Below are 17,218 nucleotides of genomic sequence, written 5' to 3'. Positions count from 1 at the left end.
AACACTTCGCGCACGGATGCACGCCAAGCGATTCAAACCGCTGAGCCAGAGCTCAACAGTCTGAATAGGGTTTGGCTTGCTTGGGTTCTATGTTTGAACACCTTCACAAACCTGCTGTGATCAGCTTTTCAGTTGACCACAGCGCGTACCAATCGCCTGACTCACTCCTCAAGACCGATCTGCAAGATCAGTCCCAAGACAATGCGCCACCCGACTGGTACTCAATCACTCTTGTCTCGAAGAAGTTGCGTTCCTTCTTCAAGTCAATCATTTCACTCATCCATGGGAAAGGATTCTCTTCCCCAGGGAACAATTCTTCTAAGCCAATCTGCACGGCACGGCGATTGGCGATGTAGCGCAGATAACCTTTGAACATCGAAGCATTCAAGCCGAGCACGCCGCGTGGCATGGTGTCTTCGGCGTATGCGTATTCCAGCTCTACGGCTTTCAGGAACAAGGCCTTGATCTCGGCTTTGAACTCTGCTGTCCACAAATGAGGATTCTCCAGTTTGATCTGGTTGATCAGATCAATACCGAAATTGCAGTGCATGGATTCATCGCGCAGGATGTATTGATACTGCTCTGCAGCGCCCATCATTTTGTTCTGACGACCCAACGCCAGAATCTGTGTGAAGCCAACATAGAAGAACAGGCCTTCCATCAAGCAAGCAAATACGATCAGGCTCTTCAAGAGCTTCTGATCATTTTCTGGTGTGCCGGTGACGAAATGCGGATTGGTCAGTGTGTCGATGAAGGGGATGAGGAACTCATCTTTGTTGCGGATGCTGGCCACTTCATGATAGGCATTGAAGATCTCACTCTCGTCCAAGCCCAGCGATTCCACAATGTATTGGTAGGCATGGGTGTGGATCGCCTCCTCAAAGGCTTGGCGCAGCAAGAATTGGCGGCACTCAGGCGCTGTGATATGGCGATAGCTACCGAGCACAATATTATTGGCAGCCAAAGAATCGGCCGTCACGAAGAAGCCCAGATTGCGCTTGATCAGGCGGCGCTCGTCATCGGTCAGACCATTGGGATCTTTCCACAAGGCGATATCGCGCGTCATATTGATCTCTTGCGGCATCCAGTGGTTGGCGCAAGTAGCCAAATATTTTTCCCAAGCCCATTTGTATTTGAAGGGCACGAGCTGGTTCACATCGGTGGCGCCGTTGATGATGCGCTTGTCTGCGGCATTGACACGGCGATGTGTGCTGGCTTGATTGGAGTGCTGCGCTGCTTGTACGTTCGCTGCGAAATTTGCAGGCACTGGAGCACCATCATCAAGTGTTGTGCGCTCGACGGCAGAAACAGGAGAGGACACTGCATCCAAGTGGCTTGCGGAGCCACTTGCGACAAGAGTTTGCAGTGCGGGTTTGACTTCTTCGTCCCAGGTCAACATAACTAATTGCTCCGATTATGAGAGCAGATGAACGCAAATGCAAATTTCATGCAAGTCTTGCGGCATCCGAACTCGATTTTGTGTTGTTGAATTACATCGCTTTTGCATCACACCACATTTTTTTGCGTGCTCTTGAATTGCTATGAATTCAAGAGCACGCGAAAAACAAGTGCAAGCGATGCTTGAATTTTTTATTGGCAAGCCTCGCAGGTGGGATCATCCACACCGCAAAACTTGATATCAGTTGCTGGCGTGGCAGACAGCTGTGCTTGTGCTGCTGCCGCTGCTGCCTCAAGCGCACTGGGCTTGGCTACTTGTGCCGAAGCACTCTTCACACCCGCACCACCAACACCACCGCCCGAGGACACCGCATTGAGTTGACTTGATGTCACCGTAGATTTTTCTGCGTGCGTAGCACCCACCGTGCGCAGATAGTAAGTGGTCTTCAGACCGCGAAGCCAAGCCAGCTTGTAGGTATCGTCGAGCTTTTTGCCAGAAGCGCCCGCCATATAGATATTGAGCGACTGCGCTTGATCAATCCATTTCTGGCGACGTGCAGCAGCCTCAATGATCCAAGTCGTGTCGACTTCAAAAGCCGTGGCATACAAGGCTTTCACATCGGGTGGTACGCGATCAATCGGGCGCAAGGAACCATCAAAGTGCTTGAGATCGACCACCATCACATCATCCCAAAGCCCAAGGCGCTTCAAATCGCGCACGAGGTAGTGATTGATCACTGTGAACTCGCCAGACAGGTTGGATTTGACCGAGAGATTACCAAAGCAAGGCTCGATACAAGCGTCCACACCAATGATGTTGGAGATGGTTGCCGTTGGCGCAATCGCCACGCAATTGGAATTGCGCATACCATCTTGCGCGATCTTTTTGCGAAGTGCATCCCAATCCATCGTGCTGGAGCGATCGACTTCCACATAGCCACCGCGCTCTTTGGCCAGCAAATCCAAGGTATCCAAAGGCAAAACGCCTTGATCCCAGAGTGAACCTTTGTAGCTGGCATATTTACCACGCTCTTTGGCCAAATCGGTGGATGCCCAGTAAGCGTAGTAGCAAATGGCCTCCATGGACTCATCAGCAAACTTCACAGCAGCGTCCGAGCCGTAGGGGGTACGCAACTCATACAGGCAGTCTTGGAAAGACATCAGACCCAAGCCTACCGGGCGGTGACGCATGTTAGAGTCACGCGCTTTTTTCACGGCGTAGTAATTGATGTCGATCACGTTGTCCAGCATACGCATGGCTGTAGTGATGGTTTTCTGCAGCTTGACGCGATCCAGTTCTTTACCGTTTGCACCATCTTTCAAGTGCTGCACAAGATTAACCGAGCCTAGGTTGCAAACAGCCGTCTCTGTGTCGGATGTATTGAGCGTGATTTCCGTGCAGAGATTAGATGAATGCACGACACCTGCATGCTGCTGGGGCGAACGAACATTACAAGCATCCTTGTAAGTGATCCATGGATGACCCGTTTCAAACAACATGGTGAGCATCTTGCGCCACAGATCAGACGCAGAGACTTTCTTGTGCAGTTTGAGTTTGCCTTCAGCTGCTTTCTGCTCATACGCCACATAGGCTTTCTCAAAGGCAGAACCAAAGAGATCGTGCAAATCAGGTGTATCGGCTGGAGAGAACAAGGTCCAGTCACCCTTTTCCATCACGCGGCGCATGAACAGATCAGGAATCCAGTTGGCCGTATTCATGTCATGCGTACGGCGGCGATCGTCACCTGTGTTTTTGCGCAACTCCAAGAATTCTTCGATATCCAGATGCCATGTCTCTAGATAGGTGCAGACCGCACCCTTACGTTTACCACCCTGATTCACTGCAACTGCAGTGTCGTTGACCACTTTCAGGAACGGCACAACGCCTTGCGACTCACCGTTTGTGCCTTTGATATGCGAGCCCATAGCGCGTACGCGAGTCCAATCGTTGCCCAAGCCACCTGCGAATTTGGAGAGCAGAGCGTTTTCCTTGATGGATTCGTAAATGCCATCCAAGTGATCAGGCACCGTCGTCAGATAGCAAGACGATAACTGAGAGCGTAAGGTACCGCTGTTAAACAAGGTGGGCGTACTGCTCATGAAATCAAAGGAACTCAACACTTCATAGAATTCGATCGCCCGGGCTTCACGGTCAACTTCGTTGAGAGACAAGCCCATGGCTACACGCATAAAGAAAGCTTGTGGCATTTCGATGCGAGTCTTGCGCACATGCAAAAAGTAGCGGTCATACAGTGTTTGCAGACCAAGGTAGTCAAACTGCAAATCGCGCTCAGGCTTGAGTGCAGCCCCAAGGCGCTTCAGATCAAACTGCTCCATACGCTCATCCAGCAGGTCGTTTTCTACACCTTTGCGAATGAAACGGGGAAAATACTCAGGATAAGCCTGCGTCATTTCAGCCTGCGTGGTTTCTTGCCCCAAGATTTCCTTACGAATCGTGTGCATCAACAAACGCGATGTAGCGTAGGTGTAATCCGGCTCTTTCTCAATCATGGTCCGCGCCGCAAGGATAGAGGCTTTGTAAACCTCATCCACAGGCACGCCGTCATACAGATTACGTAAAGTCTCGGCCAGAATTGGTGCTGGACTCACATCTTTATTCAAGCCGGCGCAGCTGGATTCAATCAACGCCTTCAGTGTTGCCAAATCCAAGGGAACACGCTTGCCGCCATCCACCACATGCAAAGTAGGGGCAGCCACAACTGGCGCTGCGGGCGCCTTAGCGCGCTCTTGTGCACGGCGCTCGCGATACAGCACATAAGCACGCGCCACTTCCAAATGCTCACCGCGCATCAGGCCAAGCTCCACTTGATCTTGCACGTCTTCAATATGAAATGTACCGCCGCCAGGACGCGAGCGCATCAAAGCACGCACCACGTTGCTCGTGAGGGCATCCACAGCTTCGCGAACGCTCGCTGAAGCCGCACCCTGGGTGCCATGAACTGCAAGAAAAGCCTTCATCGTGGCCACAGCGATTTTGCTCGGCTCAAAAGGAACGACTGCGCCGTTACGGCGAATGATTTGATAGCTGCTGTAGGGACTGCTAGCTACTTGCTGAGAAACTTTGGTCGGAGCAGGAACATCTGCTGCCAAGTAAGAGACGGTGGAGCCGGTGGGAATGGTTGTTGTCTGCATTGCTTCCTCGTGGGTTGATCTCGTTGAACGTTGTTGTGTACTGCTGGAGAATAAATCTTTGTGCCGTGTCATGCTATCAAATAAAGAGCTGGTGCGCAATAGTTAAGACACTACATCTAGTGCTTCTGCTTTTAGCAAAACACTATAGGTAGTGTATCGGGCTCTGCGCCCCGTTCGGCATGCACTCGGCGCCAAGTCGTAAAAAATCACAACAAAAAACGAAAAAAAACTGCACCGCGCTGCTCTTTTTTGAGGTAAGAAGATTTGATTTCAAACGCCTCAAAAAGGAGGTAAAGCGCATTTTTTGCGCATTGATTTGGAGCACCATCTGCAGGTGAGCCGCATGCAGTCTAGCGTCTACTTGTGAGATTCAGTCTAGATGTGGCTTTGCAGGCAGTTTTCAATCGCGAGCCGCATCAATCCTGGCTTTATGCTAACTGTGCACACAAAATCAGCAACAGAGACAGCTCAGTGAGTGGCTCATCACTTCTAAAAAGATAGCGCGGGAAAACACTGAGGCGACCAACCTACAGTTTTTTGCAAGCCAGGCCAATCAAAACCTGCACCAGGATCGAATTTACGCCCTGGTGCAATGTGCTCATGACCAACCACATGAGAGATGGGGTAGCGCGCCTGCAAGTGCTGGCACAAAAAACTCAAACTTTGGTATTGAGTAGCCTCAAAAAGCTGACCTTCCAAGCCTTCAAGCTCAATACCTACTGAAAAATCATTGCAGTTGTCTCGCCCCATGAAGCTGGATTGCCCAGCATGCCAAGCGCGGTCATCTGCGCTCACAAACTGCCAAAGCTTGCCGCTGCGCTCAATATAGAAATGTGAAGACACTTGCATGCCTCGAATGCGCTCGAAATACGGGTGCTCAGACCAATCCAGTTGATTTGTGAACAACTTCTGCACCTGAGAACCGCCATATATGCCGGGCGGCAAACTGATGGAATGCACCACGATCAGATCGATCAAGGCTGGGGCAGGCCGCGCACCAAAATTTGGAGAATCGAGCCGCTGCGCTGTGCTAAGCCAGCCAGACTGCCAGGCAGCAACATTCTCAGCTTTTGCCTTCATCAGCTTCTATACCTAAGCGAGCCATGCGATAGCGAATTTGCCGCAAACTCATCCCCAGGCGCGCGGCGGCAGCGGTACGGTTAAAGCCTGTATCTTTAAGAGCTGCCACCAAGATATCTCGCTCTTGTGCATCCAAGTGGGCCTGCAAGTCACTAGGCAGAACTTCTGAGGCTTCGGCTGCGGCAGGAAGTGAAGATGCATGATTGGATGCGGCAGGCGACTTCAGATACTCTTGATCTTCCAGAGACAAGCTGCTGCCGTCAGACAATGCCACCGCACGATGCAAGAGATTTTCTAACTCACGCACATTGCCGAGCAAAGGCAAGGCTTGCAGTTGTGCAAGAAAGCTGCTGCTGGCTTGCGGTACACGCTCACCAGACTCTGTAGCAATGCGCTGGAGCAAGCAATCGACCAAAGCTGGTAAATCCTCCCTGCGCTGGCGCAAGGCGGGCAGAGCCATATCAATGACGTTAATACGGTAAAACAAGTCTTGCCGAAATTGCCCTGCAGCCACTGCAACATTCAAATCCTTGTGCGTGGCACTCACGATGCGTACATTCACTGGCAGCTCTTGTGTATCGCCTATGGGGCGCACACTTCGCTCTTGAATGGCACGCAGTAATTTGGCTTGCATCGCCAACGGCAGATCACCCATTTCATCCAAAAAGAGTGTGCCCCCATGCGCAGCTTGGAAAAAGCCTTCTCGATCTGCTGCGGCTCCCGTATATGAGCCCTTGCGTGCACCGAAAAATTCGGCCTCCAGCAAACTCTCTGGGATCGCACTGCAATTGACAGCGACAAATGGCCCATCACTTCGATGGCTGCAAGCATGGATCGCACGCGCTACCAACTCTTTGCCAGTGCCTGATTCACCACGCACCAGCACGGGCGCCATGCTGCGTGCCACTTTGGCAATACGCGCACGCAATTGACTCATCACTTCTGAATCACCCACGATTGCAGCGAGAGCGTGGGCTGATGTGTCGCTTAACGAAGCTGGAGGCGAAATAGCCTGTGGCAAACCCTGGGGCTTCAATTGCGAGGTTATTTGCGCATCGGATTGACTCAGTTTTACCGCCTGTGCCACCACTGAGCGAAACTGTTTCAAGTCAACCGGTTTGCTCAAATAGTCAAATGCGCCTGCCTTCAAAGCCTCTACTGCGTTCTCAGCTGAGCCGTGAGCAGTGATCACAACACATCGTTCGCTGCGCTGCGCTTGCGATAAAAATCTCAACACCTCCAAGCCCAGTCCGTCGGGCAATTGCATATCGGAGACCACGGCATGGAAGCTGCGTGATCCAAGTGCCGCCAAAGACTGCGCCACACTATCAGCCGTGACCACTTCGTAACCCTCGCGGGTCAAACTCAACTCATATAAGGTACGCAAATCCGGTTCATCGTCTATCACCAGCACGCTGGGCACGCTGCGGGGAATAACATCGGAGGCTGACAACATGTTGGGATTGTAGAGGAGCGGATTCAGAACCGTGACATAGATGACGACTGCGATGTCATAAAACCCATAGGCTGGGTAGACTCAAGACCAGCACGCAACTGCACAACAAAGTCGTTACCCTCTCGCCGCCCCAACTGCCCAAATATCTCGCGCATACTGCGTTGGTAAGCGATCGTGGCACCGTGTCGCATGCATAGCTCGCGGCAAATATAGAGCCCCAAACCGCTCGACCGGCTTTGAGAGCTAAAAAATGGCTCAAACAAATGACGCTGCACACCTTGTTCAATCGGAGTGCCGTCACTCCAAACACTCAACACCCACACTCCAAAATGCTCCCCGGCTGAAAAACTCACCTGTATGGAGGCCGCCTGCTGTGTAGCATGGCGAAGGGCATTATCTAGCAGATTCACCAATACCCGGCGCAAATGATCTGCTTCAAATTCAATAGCACTCTGCGCATATTCTATGCCGGTGACAAGGATATTTCTTGCCTTATTTTGTTCCTGCCAATCGTCACAGACACCTTTGATGAAGCGAGATGCATCATGCAAAGTAGAAGCTGATTGCGTACCGCCTTGGGCGCGCGATACGTCCAACACATCCTCCACCACACGATTGAGTCGTTGAACATTTTGCGCCACCATACGCACCAACTTCTTCTGTTGGGGCGATTGCATCTCCTCTGCCAACAACTCATTCGCTTGGGAAATTGCCGACAAGGGATTGCGAATTTCATGCGCTACAGCTGCAGACATACGCCCCATAGCGGCGAGTTTTTCAGTGCGCACGCGCGCCTCCATCTCACGCAAATCCTCCATGAACATCACACACAGGCTACCCTGTGATGAGGTATGAGGCACCGACGATAAAGAAGTCTTCACACGCAGGCGAATAGATGCGCCCTGCCCGTGGCTAATCACCACATCCCGTTCTAGACCCTGTTGCTCCAGAAAGCTGTGTACCGCAACATCCGCCACACTTTGCCAAGCTGGGCGAGATGCTAATACAAAAGGTGGCTTAGCCAATTGGGCATTGCTTATTGCAGCATCGCCAAGCATCTCTCGCGCGGATGGATTGGCCGCATGCACAACGCCATTGGCATCAATCACCATGACGCCATCATTCAAATTATCAATCACCAGTTGGTTCACTTGAATTTGCGCCCGCGCCGCCATTTCGCTGCCTAGCGCGACGCGCTCTTGCCGTACCAAACGTGTGGCTAACTGATTTGCCAAATAGGCCACAACAAACAGGCCTATACCTGTAATGGAGGCTTGAACATAGCGCCCCGCTGCATCCGTCGAGCCGGCAAAAGTATATTGCAGTGCATCAAGCAGAACCACAACCGTTACTGTCGCCGCTGTGCCCAGTGCCAGCAACAAGGGCCCCAATACGGCAGCCAAAAGCACAGGCAATGCAAATAATGGCGCAAAGTTGATAGAGCCGACCTGCATGTACAACAACAAGCCAAACACCAGAACATCCACACCAATGGTGATCACCCATTGTGGATCAAAGCGCGCACCAGGCAGCGTGGGCCGTCCGAGCACGCGTACCCAAACCGTGAGCACCAAATAAGCTATACAAATCAGTAGGGCTGCAATCTGCGGTGGCTGTCCCATCACACGCAGATACAACAACAACAGCAAGAGCACGCCTGCCACCAAAATACGCGCCGCCATGAAGCCACGCCACAAGCGCGGCATCCCGCTTTCGCGATCCGACAAATCCAATTCTGGTGAAGCCACAGCGCTGGAATCAAGCAAGGCACTGAAGCGACTGGTAGCCTCTTGCATTAAGGCTCCCGTTGTTGGCGGTGTGCCAGACTACAGTAATGCTTGGCTTTACCAGAAAATGCTTCGCTTTTCGGCAGATGAACACCGCACAAGGCACAGCTCACCATCACTTGCGGCGCAGTGCTCGTAGTCGCACTTTTGGGCTTGGGTTGGGCACCAGCTTCATTGCGATCATCGGCTCGATTCTTGCGCCAAAGCCAAACACCGAGCAAGATCACCAGAAAAACAATAGCGTATTTCATATCAGGCAACTCGCTGCAGGAGTACTTCAAGCACAAAGCGCGAGCCCACATAAGCCAGCAACAAGAGCAAGGCGCTGCTGTAGACAAATCGTGCAGCGCCTTTACCACGCCAGCCCCACTGCCAACGCCCCAAGAGCAATAAGCCCATGGCACACCAAGCCAGCACAGAGAAGATTGTTTTGTGATTCCATTGCCAAGCTTGTGCCGACCCGTACAAATCTTCGCCAAAGAACCAGCCTGCCAGCAGCGTACCCGTAAGCAACACAAACGAGGCCAGCACAAAGCCAAACATCAAGCGCTCCAGTGTCATCAAAGGCAAGCCTATGCTGGCTGTATCTTTGCTAGGCGCTGCGCGCATCTGCGCCTCAGCGCGTCGCATCAGCCAAGCATGCACGGTAGCCACAGCCAAGAGCCCATAAGCTGCCACCCCAAACGCACCATGCAAAGGCAACCACATTGAGGTCTTTGCAGACAGCGCTGTGCCCGGAAAAATCAAACCAATCAGTAAAGCCACGCCGCCCAACGCCGCCAAAGCACGCCGACTTTGCATCTGCGGATACAACCGGCTTTCCACAGCATATACCGTGAGCACCAGCCACGCCATCACAGAAAGCGCAGGGCCAAAGCCAAATCGCCCAGAAAACAAGGCAATACCCAAAACCAAACCATGCGAAACCCAAGCCAGCGTCAAGCTACTGGCGACAGCTTGTGGCTTGGGTGATGTCAGTAGTGCGGGCAGAGCGTACGCTACCAACGCAAAGGCGGCTAGCACCCAAAACCACGCGGGATAGCTACTGGATAAAATCATGGCTTCTAGTTTACCTTTAGCAAGCGCTCTTGGAGTGCTCCGCCCAAACGAACCTCACGCCATGGCCTCTGCTCTCTCCGAACGCCTATCAAAACTGGTCAAATCGATCAGCGGCCAAGCCCGCATCACCGAATCCAATGTGGCCGACATGTTGCGCGAAGTACGCATGGCGCTACTGGAGGCTGATGTGGCGCTGCCCGTGGTGCGCGATTTTGTCGCTCGCGTGAAAGAAAAAGCGCTAGGCCAGGAAGTGGTGGGCTCTTTGAAACCCGGCGAAGCCTTAGTCGGCATCGTCAACCGCGAATTGGTCGCCACGATTGGTGAAGGCGTGAGCGACATCAATCTCGCCGCCCAACCGCCCGCTGTGATTTTGATGGCCGGCTTGCAAGGTGTGGGTAAAACGACAACGACAGCTAAGCTCGCCAAACACCTGATCACCAAACGCAAAAAGAAAGTGCTCACCGTCTCGGGCGACGTGTATCGCCCAGCTGCCATTGAGCAGCTCAAAACAGTGACAGCGCAGGCCGGTGCGGAATGGTTCCCGTCTGATCCATCACAAAAGCCCGCTGATATTGCGCGAGCTGCTATCAATTTTGCAAAGAACCATTACTTCGATGTGCTGCTTGTTGATACTGCAGGCCGCCTGGCCATCGACGAACAGCTCATGAAAGAAATTCAAGAGCTGCATGGCATTTTAAATCCGGTCGAGACGCTCTTCGTCGTCGATGCCATGCAAGGTCAAGATGCGATCAACACCGCCAAGGCTTTCAAAGATGCTCTGCCGCTTACCGGCATCATCCTCACCAAGACAGACGGCGATTCACGCGGCGGCGCGGCGCTCTCAGTTAAGCAGATCACTGGTGTGCCCATCAAGTTTGCCGGCGTGAGCGAGAAGATCGATGGCTTAGAAGTCTTTGATGCCGAGCGCTTTGCAGGCCGCATCTTGGGCATGGGCGATATCTTGGCACTGGTCGAGCAAGTCACGCAAAACGTGGACTTGGCCGCTGCCCAGAAGATGGCCGAGAAGATCAAGAGCGGAGATGGTTTCACGCTGCAAGATTTTTTAGAGCAGATCCAGCAGATGAAAAAAATGGGCGGCCTCTCCAGCATGATGGACAAGCTCCCCAGCCAGCTAGCCGGCAAAGCCTCAGAAGCCGATCTGAGCCGCGCCGAGAAAGACATCGTGCGCAAAGAAGGCATCATCAATTCCATGAGCATGAAAGAGCGCCGCAACCCTGGCCTCTTATTCGATGGCAAAACCAAAGCCAGCCGCAAGCGCCGTATCGCCCAAGGCGCGGGCGTGCAGATTCAGGAAGTCAACCGCCTGCTCAATGAGTTCGACCAAATGCGCGACATGATGAAGAAAATGAAGGGCGGCGGCATGATGAAGATGATGAAAAAGCTCGGGGGCATGGGGGGCATGAAAGGCTTACCGGGAATGGGCGGTGGCATGCCTAAGCTGCCTTTCTAACCCACGCCTTTCTCTACTCAAAAAAGCTGGCGCAAAGGTACTCTGGTGCTGCAAGCAGAGTCCCGTAAACGACAAGCGGGAAATCATTCAGATTAAACCTAGGGGCTACCCCTAGGCATGGCTTTTGCTACGAAACCTATACTTGCCCCCCTCTGGTGATTTATTCATCCGAGAAAGCCATTGGTATCAATTTGTGAGGAGCCCCATATGACATCAACAACCCTAATTCGCCGCACTGCACTCGCTTGCGCTATCGCTTGCGGAGCTTTGAGCTTCAGCGCCCAACTGATGGCAGCCACCATTCCTGCAGGTGTGGTGCTTGATGCCAAGCAAGAACTTGTGCGTGGCAATGGCTCGGAGCCCGAGACACTTGATCCCAACAAGGCTGAGGGTGTCCCGTCCAACAACATCATCCGTGATTTGTTTGAAGGTCTGACCGCGGTTGATGGTGCAGGCAAGGTTGGACCCGGCGTCGCAGATAGCTGGCGTCAGACCGACCCCACCACATGGGTCTTCAACTTACGCCGCAATGCAGTATGGTCGAACGGCGACAAGCTCACTGCAGCCGATTTCGTTTACGGCATGCGCCGCTTGGTGGATCCCACCACAGCATCCAAATATGCTGACACCTATGGCGGCTTCCTCTTGAACGGCAAAGACATCATTGCAGGCAAGAAAAAAACCGACGAACTCGGTGTGCGTGCCGTCAACGAGTTCACACTGGAGATCAAGACTGCCAAGCCAACGGCCTTCCTACCCGATGTTCTGCAAAACCTGCAACTGGGCGCCCTTCATAAAGCCTCCATTGAGAAGCACGGCAAAGACTGGACCAAGCCCGGAAATATCGTGAGCAATGGCGCTTACGTGCTCAAGGAATGGTCTGTTAACAGCAAGATCGTGTTAGAGAAATCGCCTACCTACTGGGATCGCGCTAATGTCCAGGTCACCAAAGTCACCTACCTTCCCATCGACAGCATGGAGACCGATCTGAAGATGTGGGAATCGGGTGAAGTGGATATGACTTACGAAATGCCACCAGGCGCCTTTGAACGCTTGAGCAAGCAGTATCCAAAAGAGGTGCGCAATCAAGGCATTCTCGGCGTGTATTACTACTCCTTGAATATTGCTGATCCTTTGTTCAAAGACGTACGCGTACGCAAGGCGCTGAACATGGCGATTGACCGCGATCTGATGACAGAACGCATTCTGGCCGATGGCAAAACGCCCGCCTACAGCATGATGGTCAACGGCACCAATGGCGCAGAGCCCACCAAGCCAGACTGGGCAGCATGGCCCATGGAGCGCCGGATTACTGAGGCCAAGAAGCTCATGGAAGCCGCTGGCGTGAAACCAGGCACCAAAATGAAGTTCATCACCAACCCCAACGAGCTGCACCGCAGACTGTCACTGTACGCGCAGTCTGAGTGGAAGAAACACTTTGGCATCGAGATGGATATTGAGAACATGGAGTTCAAAGTGCTCATCAAGAAGCGCAACGACCGCGACTACCAGATCGCCCGCAATGCTTGGATCGGCGACTACAACGACGCTTCCACCTTCCTGACGCTGGTGGAATGTGACTCTGATCAAAACGCGCAAGGCTATTGCAACAAAGCCGCACAAGCCAAGATCGATGAAGGCTATGCCGCCACCGACCCTGCCAAGCGCCGCACACTGCTCACCGATGCCACACGCATGATCATGGAAGAGTACCCCACGATTCCAATGTGGCAGTACACCCGTCCGCGCATGGTCAAGAGCTGGGTAGGTGGCATCACCAACACCAATGCGATGGATCGCTATCGCACAAAAGAGCTCTACATCATCAAGCGTTGATGCCAAACTGACATCACGATACAGCGACTGGGCTGAAGTTTTCACCCAGTCGCTCTTTTTGTCTCTTGCGAGCCTTCTCATATGTGGTCTTATGCGTTTCGCCGGGTGTTGGTCACGATTCCGACCTTGCTCGCCGTCATCACGGTCTGCTATTTCCTGCTGCATTTCACACCGGGTGGGCCGTTTGATTCGGAGCGCAAAGTCTCCGATGTGATGCTCAAGATACTCAACGAGAAATACCTGCTTGATCGCCCACTGTATGAGCAGTATTTCCATTACCTCGGTAATCTGTTGCGTGGCGATCTCGGCGCATCCTTCCGCTACGAAGATTGGACTGTGAATCAACTCGTGGCCAAAGCCTTGCCGGTATCGCTCACCATCGGTGGCATTGCGATGGTGATCTCTCTGACACTCGGAATTGGTCTGGGCATGATCGCCGCACTACGGCAAAACAGTTTCGTGGATTATTTGGTGATGCTTCTAGGCAGCATTGGCAAAGCTTTCCCATCTTTCATCGTTGGCCCCGTGCTGGTCTTGGTCTTCGCTATCTGGCTGAAGTGGCTGCCAGCAGGCGGATGGAATGATTTCAGCCCGAAATACATGATCCTGCCTGTATGCCTTCTGGTGCTGATCAACGTATCCGAGATCGCGCGCGTGATGCGTGGAAGTTTGATTGAAGTGCTCAGCAGCAATTTCATCCGCACCGCCCGAGCCAAGGGCTTGCCCATGCGCACTGTGGTGCTTCGCCATGCACTCAAACCTGCTCTGCTACCCGTCGTCTCGTTGGCAGGTCCAATCGCTATCGCGGTAATGACAGAGGCCATCGTGACTGAATCGGTCTTCTCTCTCCCCGGCTTGGGCAAGCTTATTGTCAATGGCGCAGGCAATCGGGACTACACGCTCGTTCTAGGTTTGGTCGTGCTGATCACCTTTGTCGCCGTGCTCTTTAACCTGATTGTGGATCTGCTGTACGCGCTCCTTGATCCCAAAATCCGTTATCGCTGAAATCCGTCATGGCCTTCAATCCCTACAAAAAAGACGATGCCCTGATCGACGCGCTGGCGCAGGTCTCCGTCACTCCTGTGCAAGGTCGCAGCCCTTGGCAGGATGCTCGGCTGCGCTTCATGCGCAACAAGGCTGCTGTTGTCAGCGTGATCTTGCTGTCCCTGATCGTGCTGGCTTGCCTGTTTGGCCCTTTCCTGCTACCGCATGCCTACGACAGCACCGACTGGGATGCCATGAGCCAGCCGCCGAGCTTGAAGAACTGGCATCTTTTCGGTACCGATGAATCCGGGCGCGATTTGTTGGTGCGATGCCTCGTGGGTGGGCGCATTTCACTCATGGTCGGGCTGCTGGGCACGCTCTCTACTGCCACTGTTGGCATCATCTGGGGCGCGACAGCCGGCTTCATCGGCGGGCGTACGGATTCCGTCATGATGCGTATCGTTGATTTGATGTATGCCATTCCTTACATCCTGATCGCCATTTTGCTCATCACCATTCTCGGCCGTGAGTTCTATCTGGTGGTTTTTGTGATCACCACCTTCTCTTGGATGAGCATGGCGCGCATCGTGCGTGGGCAAACACTCTCGCTGCGCTCGCGCGAGTATGTGGAGGCAGCGCGCGTTATTGGTGTATCTACGCGCGCCATCATCTTTCGCCACATTATTCCTAATCTGCTCGGCGTGGTGGTGATCTACACCACGATTTTGATCCCGACCATCATCATCATGGAATCCATTCTCTCGTTTCTCGGCTTGGGTATTCAAGAACCGATGACGAGCTGGGGCGTGTTGATCCATGATGGCGCGAAGCTCATGGAGACTTCGCCTTGGATGCTGCTGTGCCCTGCCATTTTGTTGTCCATCACGCTTTATAGCTTGAACTTCATCGGTGATGGCTTGCGCGATGCGCTGGATCCGAAGGGGCGCTAGAACATGAACGCGATTCTTCAAGTCAACAACTTAAGCGTCCAGTTCCGCACTGGGGATGGTGTGGTGGATGCCGTTAACGGCATCAACTTTTCACTGAGCAAGGGGCAAACCCTCGGCATCGTGGGCGAATCAGGCTCTGGCAAGAGCCAAAGCGTGCTGGCGATGATGGGCTTGCTCGCACAGAACGGCACTGCGCATGGTCGTGTGCTCTTTCATGGTCATGATCTGCTGGCCATGAATACAGCTCTGCTCAATCAGATTCGCGGCGACCGAATCGCCATGATTTTTCAAGACCCAATGACCTCGCTCAACCCCTATCTCAAGGTAGAGCGGCAAATGACCGAAGTTTTGCAGTTTCACAAGGGGATGGATCGCAAAGCCGCGCGCGCGCAAGCCTTGCGCATGCTGGATGCCGTGAAAATCCCTGATGCCGCACGTCGCTTGGATCACTATCCGCATGAATTCTCAGGCGGCATGCGCCAGCGCGTGATGATTGCAATGGCCTTGCTCTGCGAGCCTGAACTGCTGATTGCAGACGAGCCTACGACTGCACTAGATGTGACGGTGCAAGCTCAAATTTTGGCTCTGCTGCGCGAGCTTCAGCGCGACACAGGCACGGCCATCATCATGATCACCCACGACTTAGGCGTGGTGGCGGGGCTGTGTGATGAGGTCATGGTGATGTATGGCGGCCTGGTGATGGAACATGCCAACACGGATGATCTCTTTGCCAAGCCTACGCACCCCTACACGCGCGGCCTTCTCGCTGCGATTCCGCGCTTAAAAAGCAATGAAACAGATCGCCTCGTGGCCATCCCTGGCACGCCGCCACAAGCCTCGCGCCAGCTCAAGGCCTGCCCCTTTGCACCGCGCTGCTCTTGGGCGAGTGATCGTTGCCTCGAAGAAGTGCCCGTCATTAGCCCCGTGCCAGGCAGGGGTGTGCAGCGCGCCTGCCATCATCCCTTGGATGCCATGGAGGCAGCCCATGCTTGAAGTGCGCGATCTCAAGGTGGAATTCAAACTGCCCGCCGATAGCCTATGGCCTTGGGCAGCGCCTCACATTTTGCGCGCTGTGGATGGCGTGAGTTTGGATCTCCAACCCGGCGAAACTTTGGGCATCGTCGGTGAATCAGGATGCGGCAAATCCACACTGGCACGCGGCATTCTCAGTCTCGTGCCCGTCGCCTCTGGCCATGTGCGCTGGCAAGGGCAGGACTTGGCAGGACTGAGCGAGAGCGTTTGGCTCTCAGTGCGTCGTGATATTCAAATGATCTTTCAAGATCCACTGGCCTCTCTCAATCCACGCATGACGGTGATGCAACTCATTGCTGAGCCCTTGCGCACCCATGAGCCTCACCTGCCTCAAGCGGAGCTGAGAGAGCGCGTGGTGCAAGTCATGCAGCAAGTGGGCTTGTCTGAGCAGCAGATCAATCGCTACCCGCATGAATTTTCTGGAGGCCAATGCCAGCGCATCGGCATTGCTCGCGCGCTGATCCTCAAACCCAAACTCATCATCTGCGACGAACCGGTTTCTGCGCTGGATGTGTCGATTCAAGCGCAGATCATCAATTTGCTCAAAGATTTGCAGCAATCCATGGGCTTGACACTTATCTTCATCGCGCACAACCTCGCCGTAGTGAAACACATCAGTGACCGCGTGATGGTGATGTATCTTGGTCGCGCGGTGGAGCTTGCGGATACGCGCACGCTCTTCGCGCAGCCGCAGCACCCTTACACACAAGCCTTGCTCGCCGCCATCCCTGAGCCTGATCCGAAGCTCGAGCGCGTGAAAAAGCTGGAATTACTGCAAGGCGATCTGCCTTCACCGTTGAATCCACCTTCCGGCTGCCGATTCCGCACTCGCTGCCCAAAAGCACAGTTGATTTGCGCCGAACAACTCCCACCGCTTCGCAGCCTGCCCTCAGGCACTCAGGCCGCCTGTACTTTGCTCTGAGTTCGCCCGAGGTCGTTAAGTGCAGCCCGATCACACTGGCATGACGGGCGCAGACTGAGCAATAATGCAACTTCAACTCACAACACCGGA

General features: G+C 53.6%; 13 protein-coding genes. 6 read left to right on the top strand and 7 right to left on the bottom strand.

The window, feature by feature from the left end; genetic code table 11:
- Window positions 1–187: 187 nt before the first annotated feature.
- The 7 genes from KIH26_RS02130 to KIH26_RS02105 form a co-directional block, all read right to left on the bottom strand.
- Entirely contained in the window at window positions 188–1,399 is a 1,212-nt protein-coding gene (locus KIH26_RS02130) for a ribonucleotide-diphosphate reductase subunit beta (protein ID WP_213441970.1), read from the bottom strand.
- A 191-nt stretch (window positions 1,400–1,590) separates the two neighbouring features.
- The gene (locus KIH26_RS02125; RefSeq protein WP_213441968.1) at window positions 1,591–4,551 is read right to left on the bottom strand and encodes a ribonucleoside-diphosphate reductase subunit alpha; all 2,961 of its coding nucleotides are present in this window, start codon (window positions 4,549–4,551) and stop codon (window positions 1,591–1,593) included.
- 489 nt (window positions 4,552–5,040) lie between these two features.
- Entirely contained in the window at window positions 5,041–5,631 is a 591-nt protein-coding gene (ampD, locus tag KIH26_RS02120; RefSeq protein WP_213441966.1) for a 1,6-anhydro-N-acetylmuramyl-L-alanine amidase AmpD, read from the bottom strand.
- Window positions 5,615–7,087, bottom strand: a complete 1,473-nt coding sequence (locus KIH26_RS02115) for a sigma-54-dependent transcriptional regulator (RefSeq protein ID WP_213441964.1) — start codon at window positions 7,085–7,087, stop codon at window positions 5,615–5,617. The genes ampD and KIH26_RS02115 overlap by 17 nt, the downstream gene beginning before the upstream one ends.
- A 23-nt stretch (window positions 7,088–7,110) precedes the next feature.
- Entirely contained in the window at window positions 7,111–8,883 is a 1,773-nt protein-coding gene (locus tag KIH26_RS02110; protein WP_213441963.1) for an ATP-binding protein, read from the bottom strand.
- A complete protein-coding gene (locus KIH26_RS17070; RefSeq protein WP_283770132.1) occupies window positions 8,883–9,125 on the bottom strand; it encodes a PP0621 family protein in 243 nt (80 codons plus the stop codon). The genes KIH26_RS02110 and KIH26_RS17070 overlap by 1 nt, the downstream gene beginning before the upstream one ends.
- A gap of 1 nt (window position 9,126) precedes the next feature.
- Window positions 9,127–9,933, bottom strand: a complete 807-nt coding sequence (locus KIH26_RS02105; RefSeq protein WP_213441961.1) for a cytochrome C assembly family protein — start codon at window positions 9,931–9,933, stop codon at window positions 9,127–9,129.
- 61 nt (window positions 9,934–9,994) lie between these two features.
- Here KIH26_RS02105 and ffh point away from each other — a divergent pair, with 61 nt between their 5' ends.
- The 6 genes from ffh (at window position 9,995) to KIH26_RS02075 (ending at window position 17,128) form a co-directional block, all read left to right on the top strand.
- Window positions 9,995–11,404 (top strand): signal recognition particle protein, encoded by a 1,410-nt coding sequence (gene ffh, locus KIH26_RS02100; protein ID WP_213441959.1) that lies wholly within the window; start codon window positions 9,995–9,997, stop codon window positions 11,402–11,404.
- 207 nt (window positions 11,405–11,611) lie between these two features.
- Complete coding sequence (locus tag KIH26_RS02095; RefSeq protein WP_213441957.1) at window positions 11,612–13,240, top strand: peptide ABC transporter substrate-binding protein; 1,629 nt, start codon at window positions 11,612–11,614, stop codon at window positions 13,238–13,240.
- Window positions 13,241–13,321: 81 nt separating this feature from the next.
- Window positions 13,322–14,245: an oligopeptide ABC transporter permease OppB gene (gene oppB, locus KIH26_RS02090; RefSeq protein WP_213441955.1), complete on the top strand. Its 924-nt coding sequence runs from the start codon at window positions 13,322–13,324 to the stop codon at window positions 14,243–14,245.
- A gap of 8 nt (window positions 14,246–14,253) precedes the next feature.
- Complete coding sequence (locus tag KIH26_RS02085) at window positions 14,254–15,174, top strand: ABC transporter permease subunit (protein WP_213441953.1); 921 nt, start codon at window positions 14,254–14,256, stop codon at window positions 15,172–15,174.
- A 3-nt stretch (window positions 15,175–15,177) separates the two neighbouring features.
- On the top strand, window positions 15,178–16,167 hold the full coding sequence (locus tag KIH26_RS02080) for an ABC transporter ATP-binding protein (protein WP_213441951.1): 990 nt from the start codon (window positions 15,178–15,180) through the stop codon (window positions 16,165–16,167).
- Window positions 16,160–17,128, top strand: coding sequence for an oligopeptide/dipeptide ABC transporter ATP-binding protein (locus KIH26_RS02075; protein WP_503005024.1), 969 nt, complete (start codon window positions 16,160–16,162; stop codon window positions 17,126–17,128). Before KIH26_RS02080 ends, KIH26_RS02075 begins: the two co-directional genes overlap by 8 nt.
- Window positions 17,129–17,218 lie beyond the last annotated feature (90 nt).

It is taken from the genome of Variovorax sp. PCZ-1 (genome assembly GCF_018413605.1).
In the GTDB taxonomy this organism is placed as follows: domain Bacteria; phylum Pseudomonadota; class Gammaproteobacteria; order Burkholderiales; family Burkholderiaceae_C; genus JANMDU01.
The sequence above is the reverse complement of the archived record's forward strand: the minus strand, read 5'-3'. Positions and strand labels throughout refer to the sequence as shown.

Coding starts and splice junctions, on each gene's coding strand:
- KIH26_RS02130 (WP_213441970.1), bottom strand. CDS start 1,399: ATGTTGACCTGGGACGAAGAAGTCAAACCCGCACTGCAAACTCTTGTC.
- KIH26_RS02125 (WP_213441968.1), bottom strand. CDS start 4,551: ATGCAGACAACAACCATTCCCACCGGCTCCACCGTCTCTTACTTGGCA.
- ampD (WP_213441966.1), bottom strand. CDS start 5,631: ATGAAGGCAAAAGCTGAGAATGTTGCTGCCTGGCAGTCTGGCTGGCTT.
- KIH26_RS02115 (WP_213441964.1), bottom strand. CDS start 7,087: ATGTTGTCAGCCTCCGATGTTATTCCCCGCAGCGTGCCCAGCGTGCTG.
- KIH26_RS02110 (WP_213441963.1), bottom strand. CDS start 8,883: ATGCAAGAGGCTACCAGTCGCTTCAGTGCCTTGCTTGATTCCAGCGCT.
- KIH26_RS17070 (WP_283770132.1), bottom strand. CDS start 9,125: ATGAAATACGCTATTGTTTTTCTGGTGATCTTGCTCGGTGTTTGGCTT.
- KIH26_RS02105 (WP_213441961.1), bottom strand. CDS start 9,933: ATGATTTTATCCAGTAGCTATCCCGCGTGGTTTTGGGTGCTAGCCGCC.
- ffh (WP_213441959.1), top strand. CDS start 9,995: ATGGCCTCTGCTCTCTCCGAACGCCTATCAAAACTGGTCAAATCGATC.
- KIH26_RS02095 (WP_213441957.1), top strand. CDS start 11,612: ATGACATCAACAACCCTAATTCGCCGCACTGCACTCGCTTGCGCTATC.
- oppB (WP_213441955.1), top strand. CDS start 13,322: ATGTGGTCTTATGCGTTTCGCCGGGTGTTGGTCACGATTCCGACCTTG.
- KIH26_RS02085 (WP_213441953.1), top strand. CDS start 14,254: ATGGCCTTCAATCCCTACAAAAAAGACGATGCCCTGATCGACGCGCTG.
- KIH26_RS02080 (WP_213441951.1), top strand. CDS start 15,178: ATGAACGCGATTCTTCAAGTCAACAACTTAAGCGTCCAGTTCCGCACT.
- KIH26_RS02075 (WP_503005024.1), top strand. CDS start 16,160: ATGCTTGAAGTGCGCGATCTCAAGGTGGAATTCAAACTGCCCGCCGAT.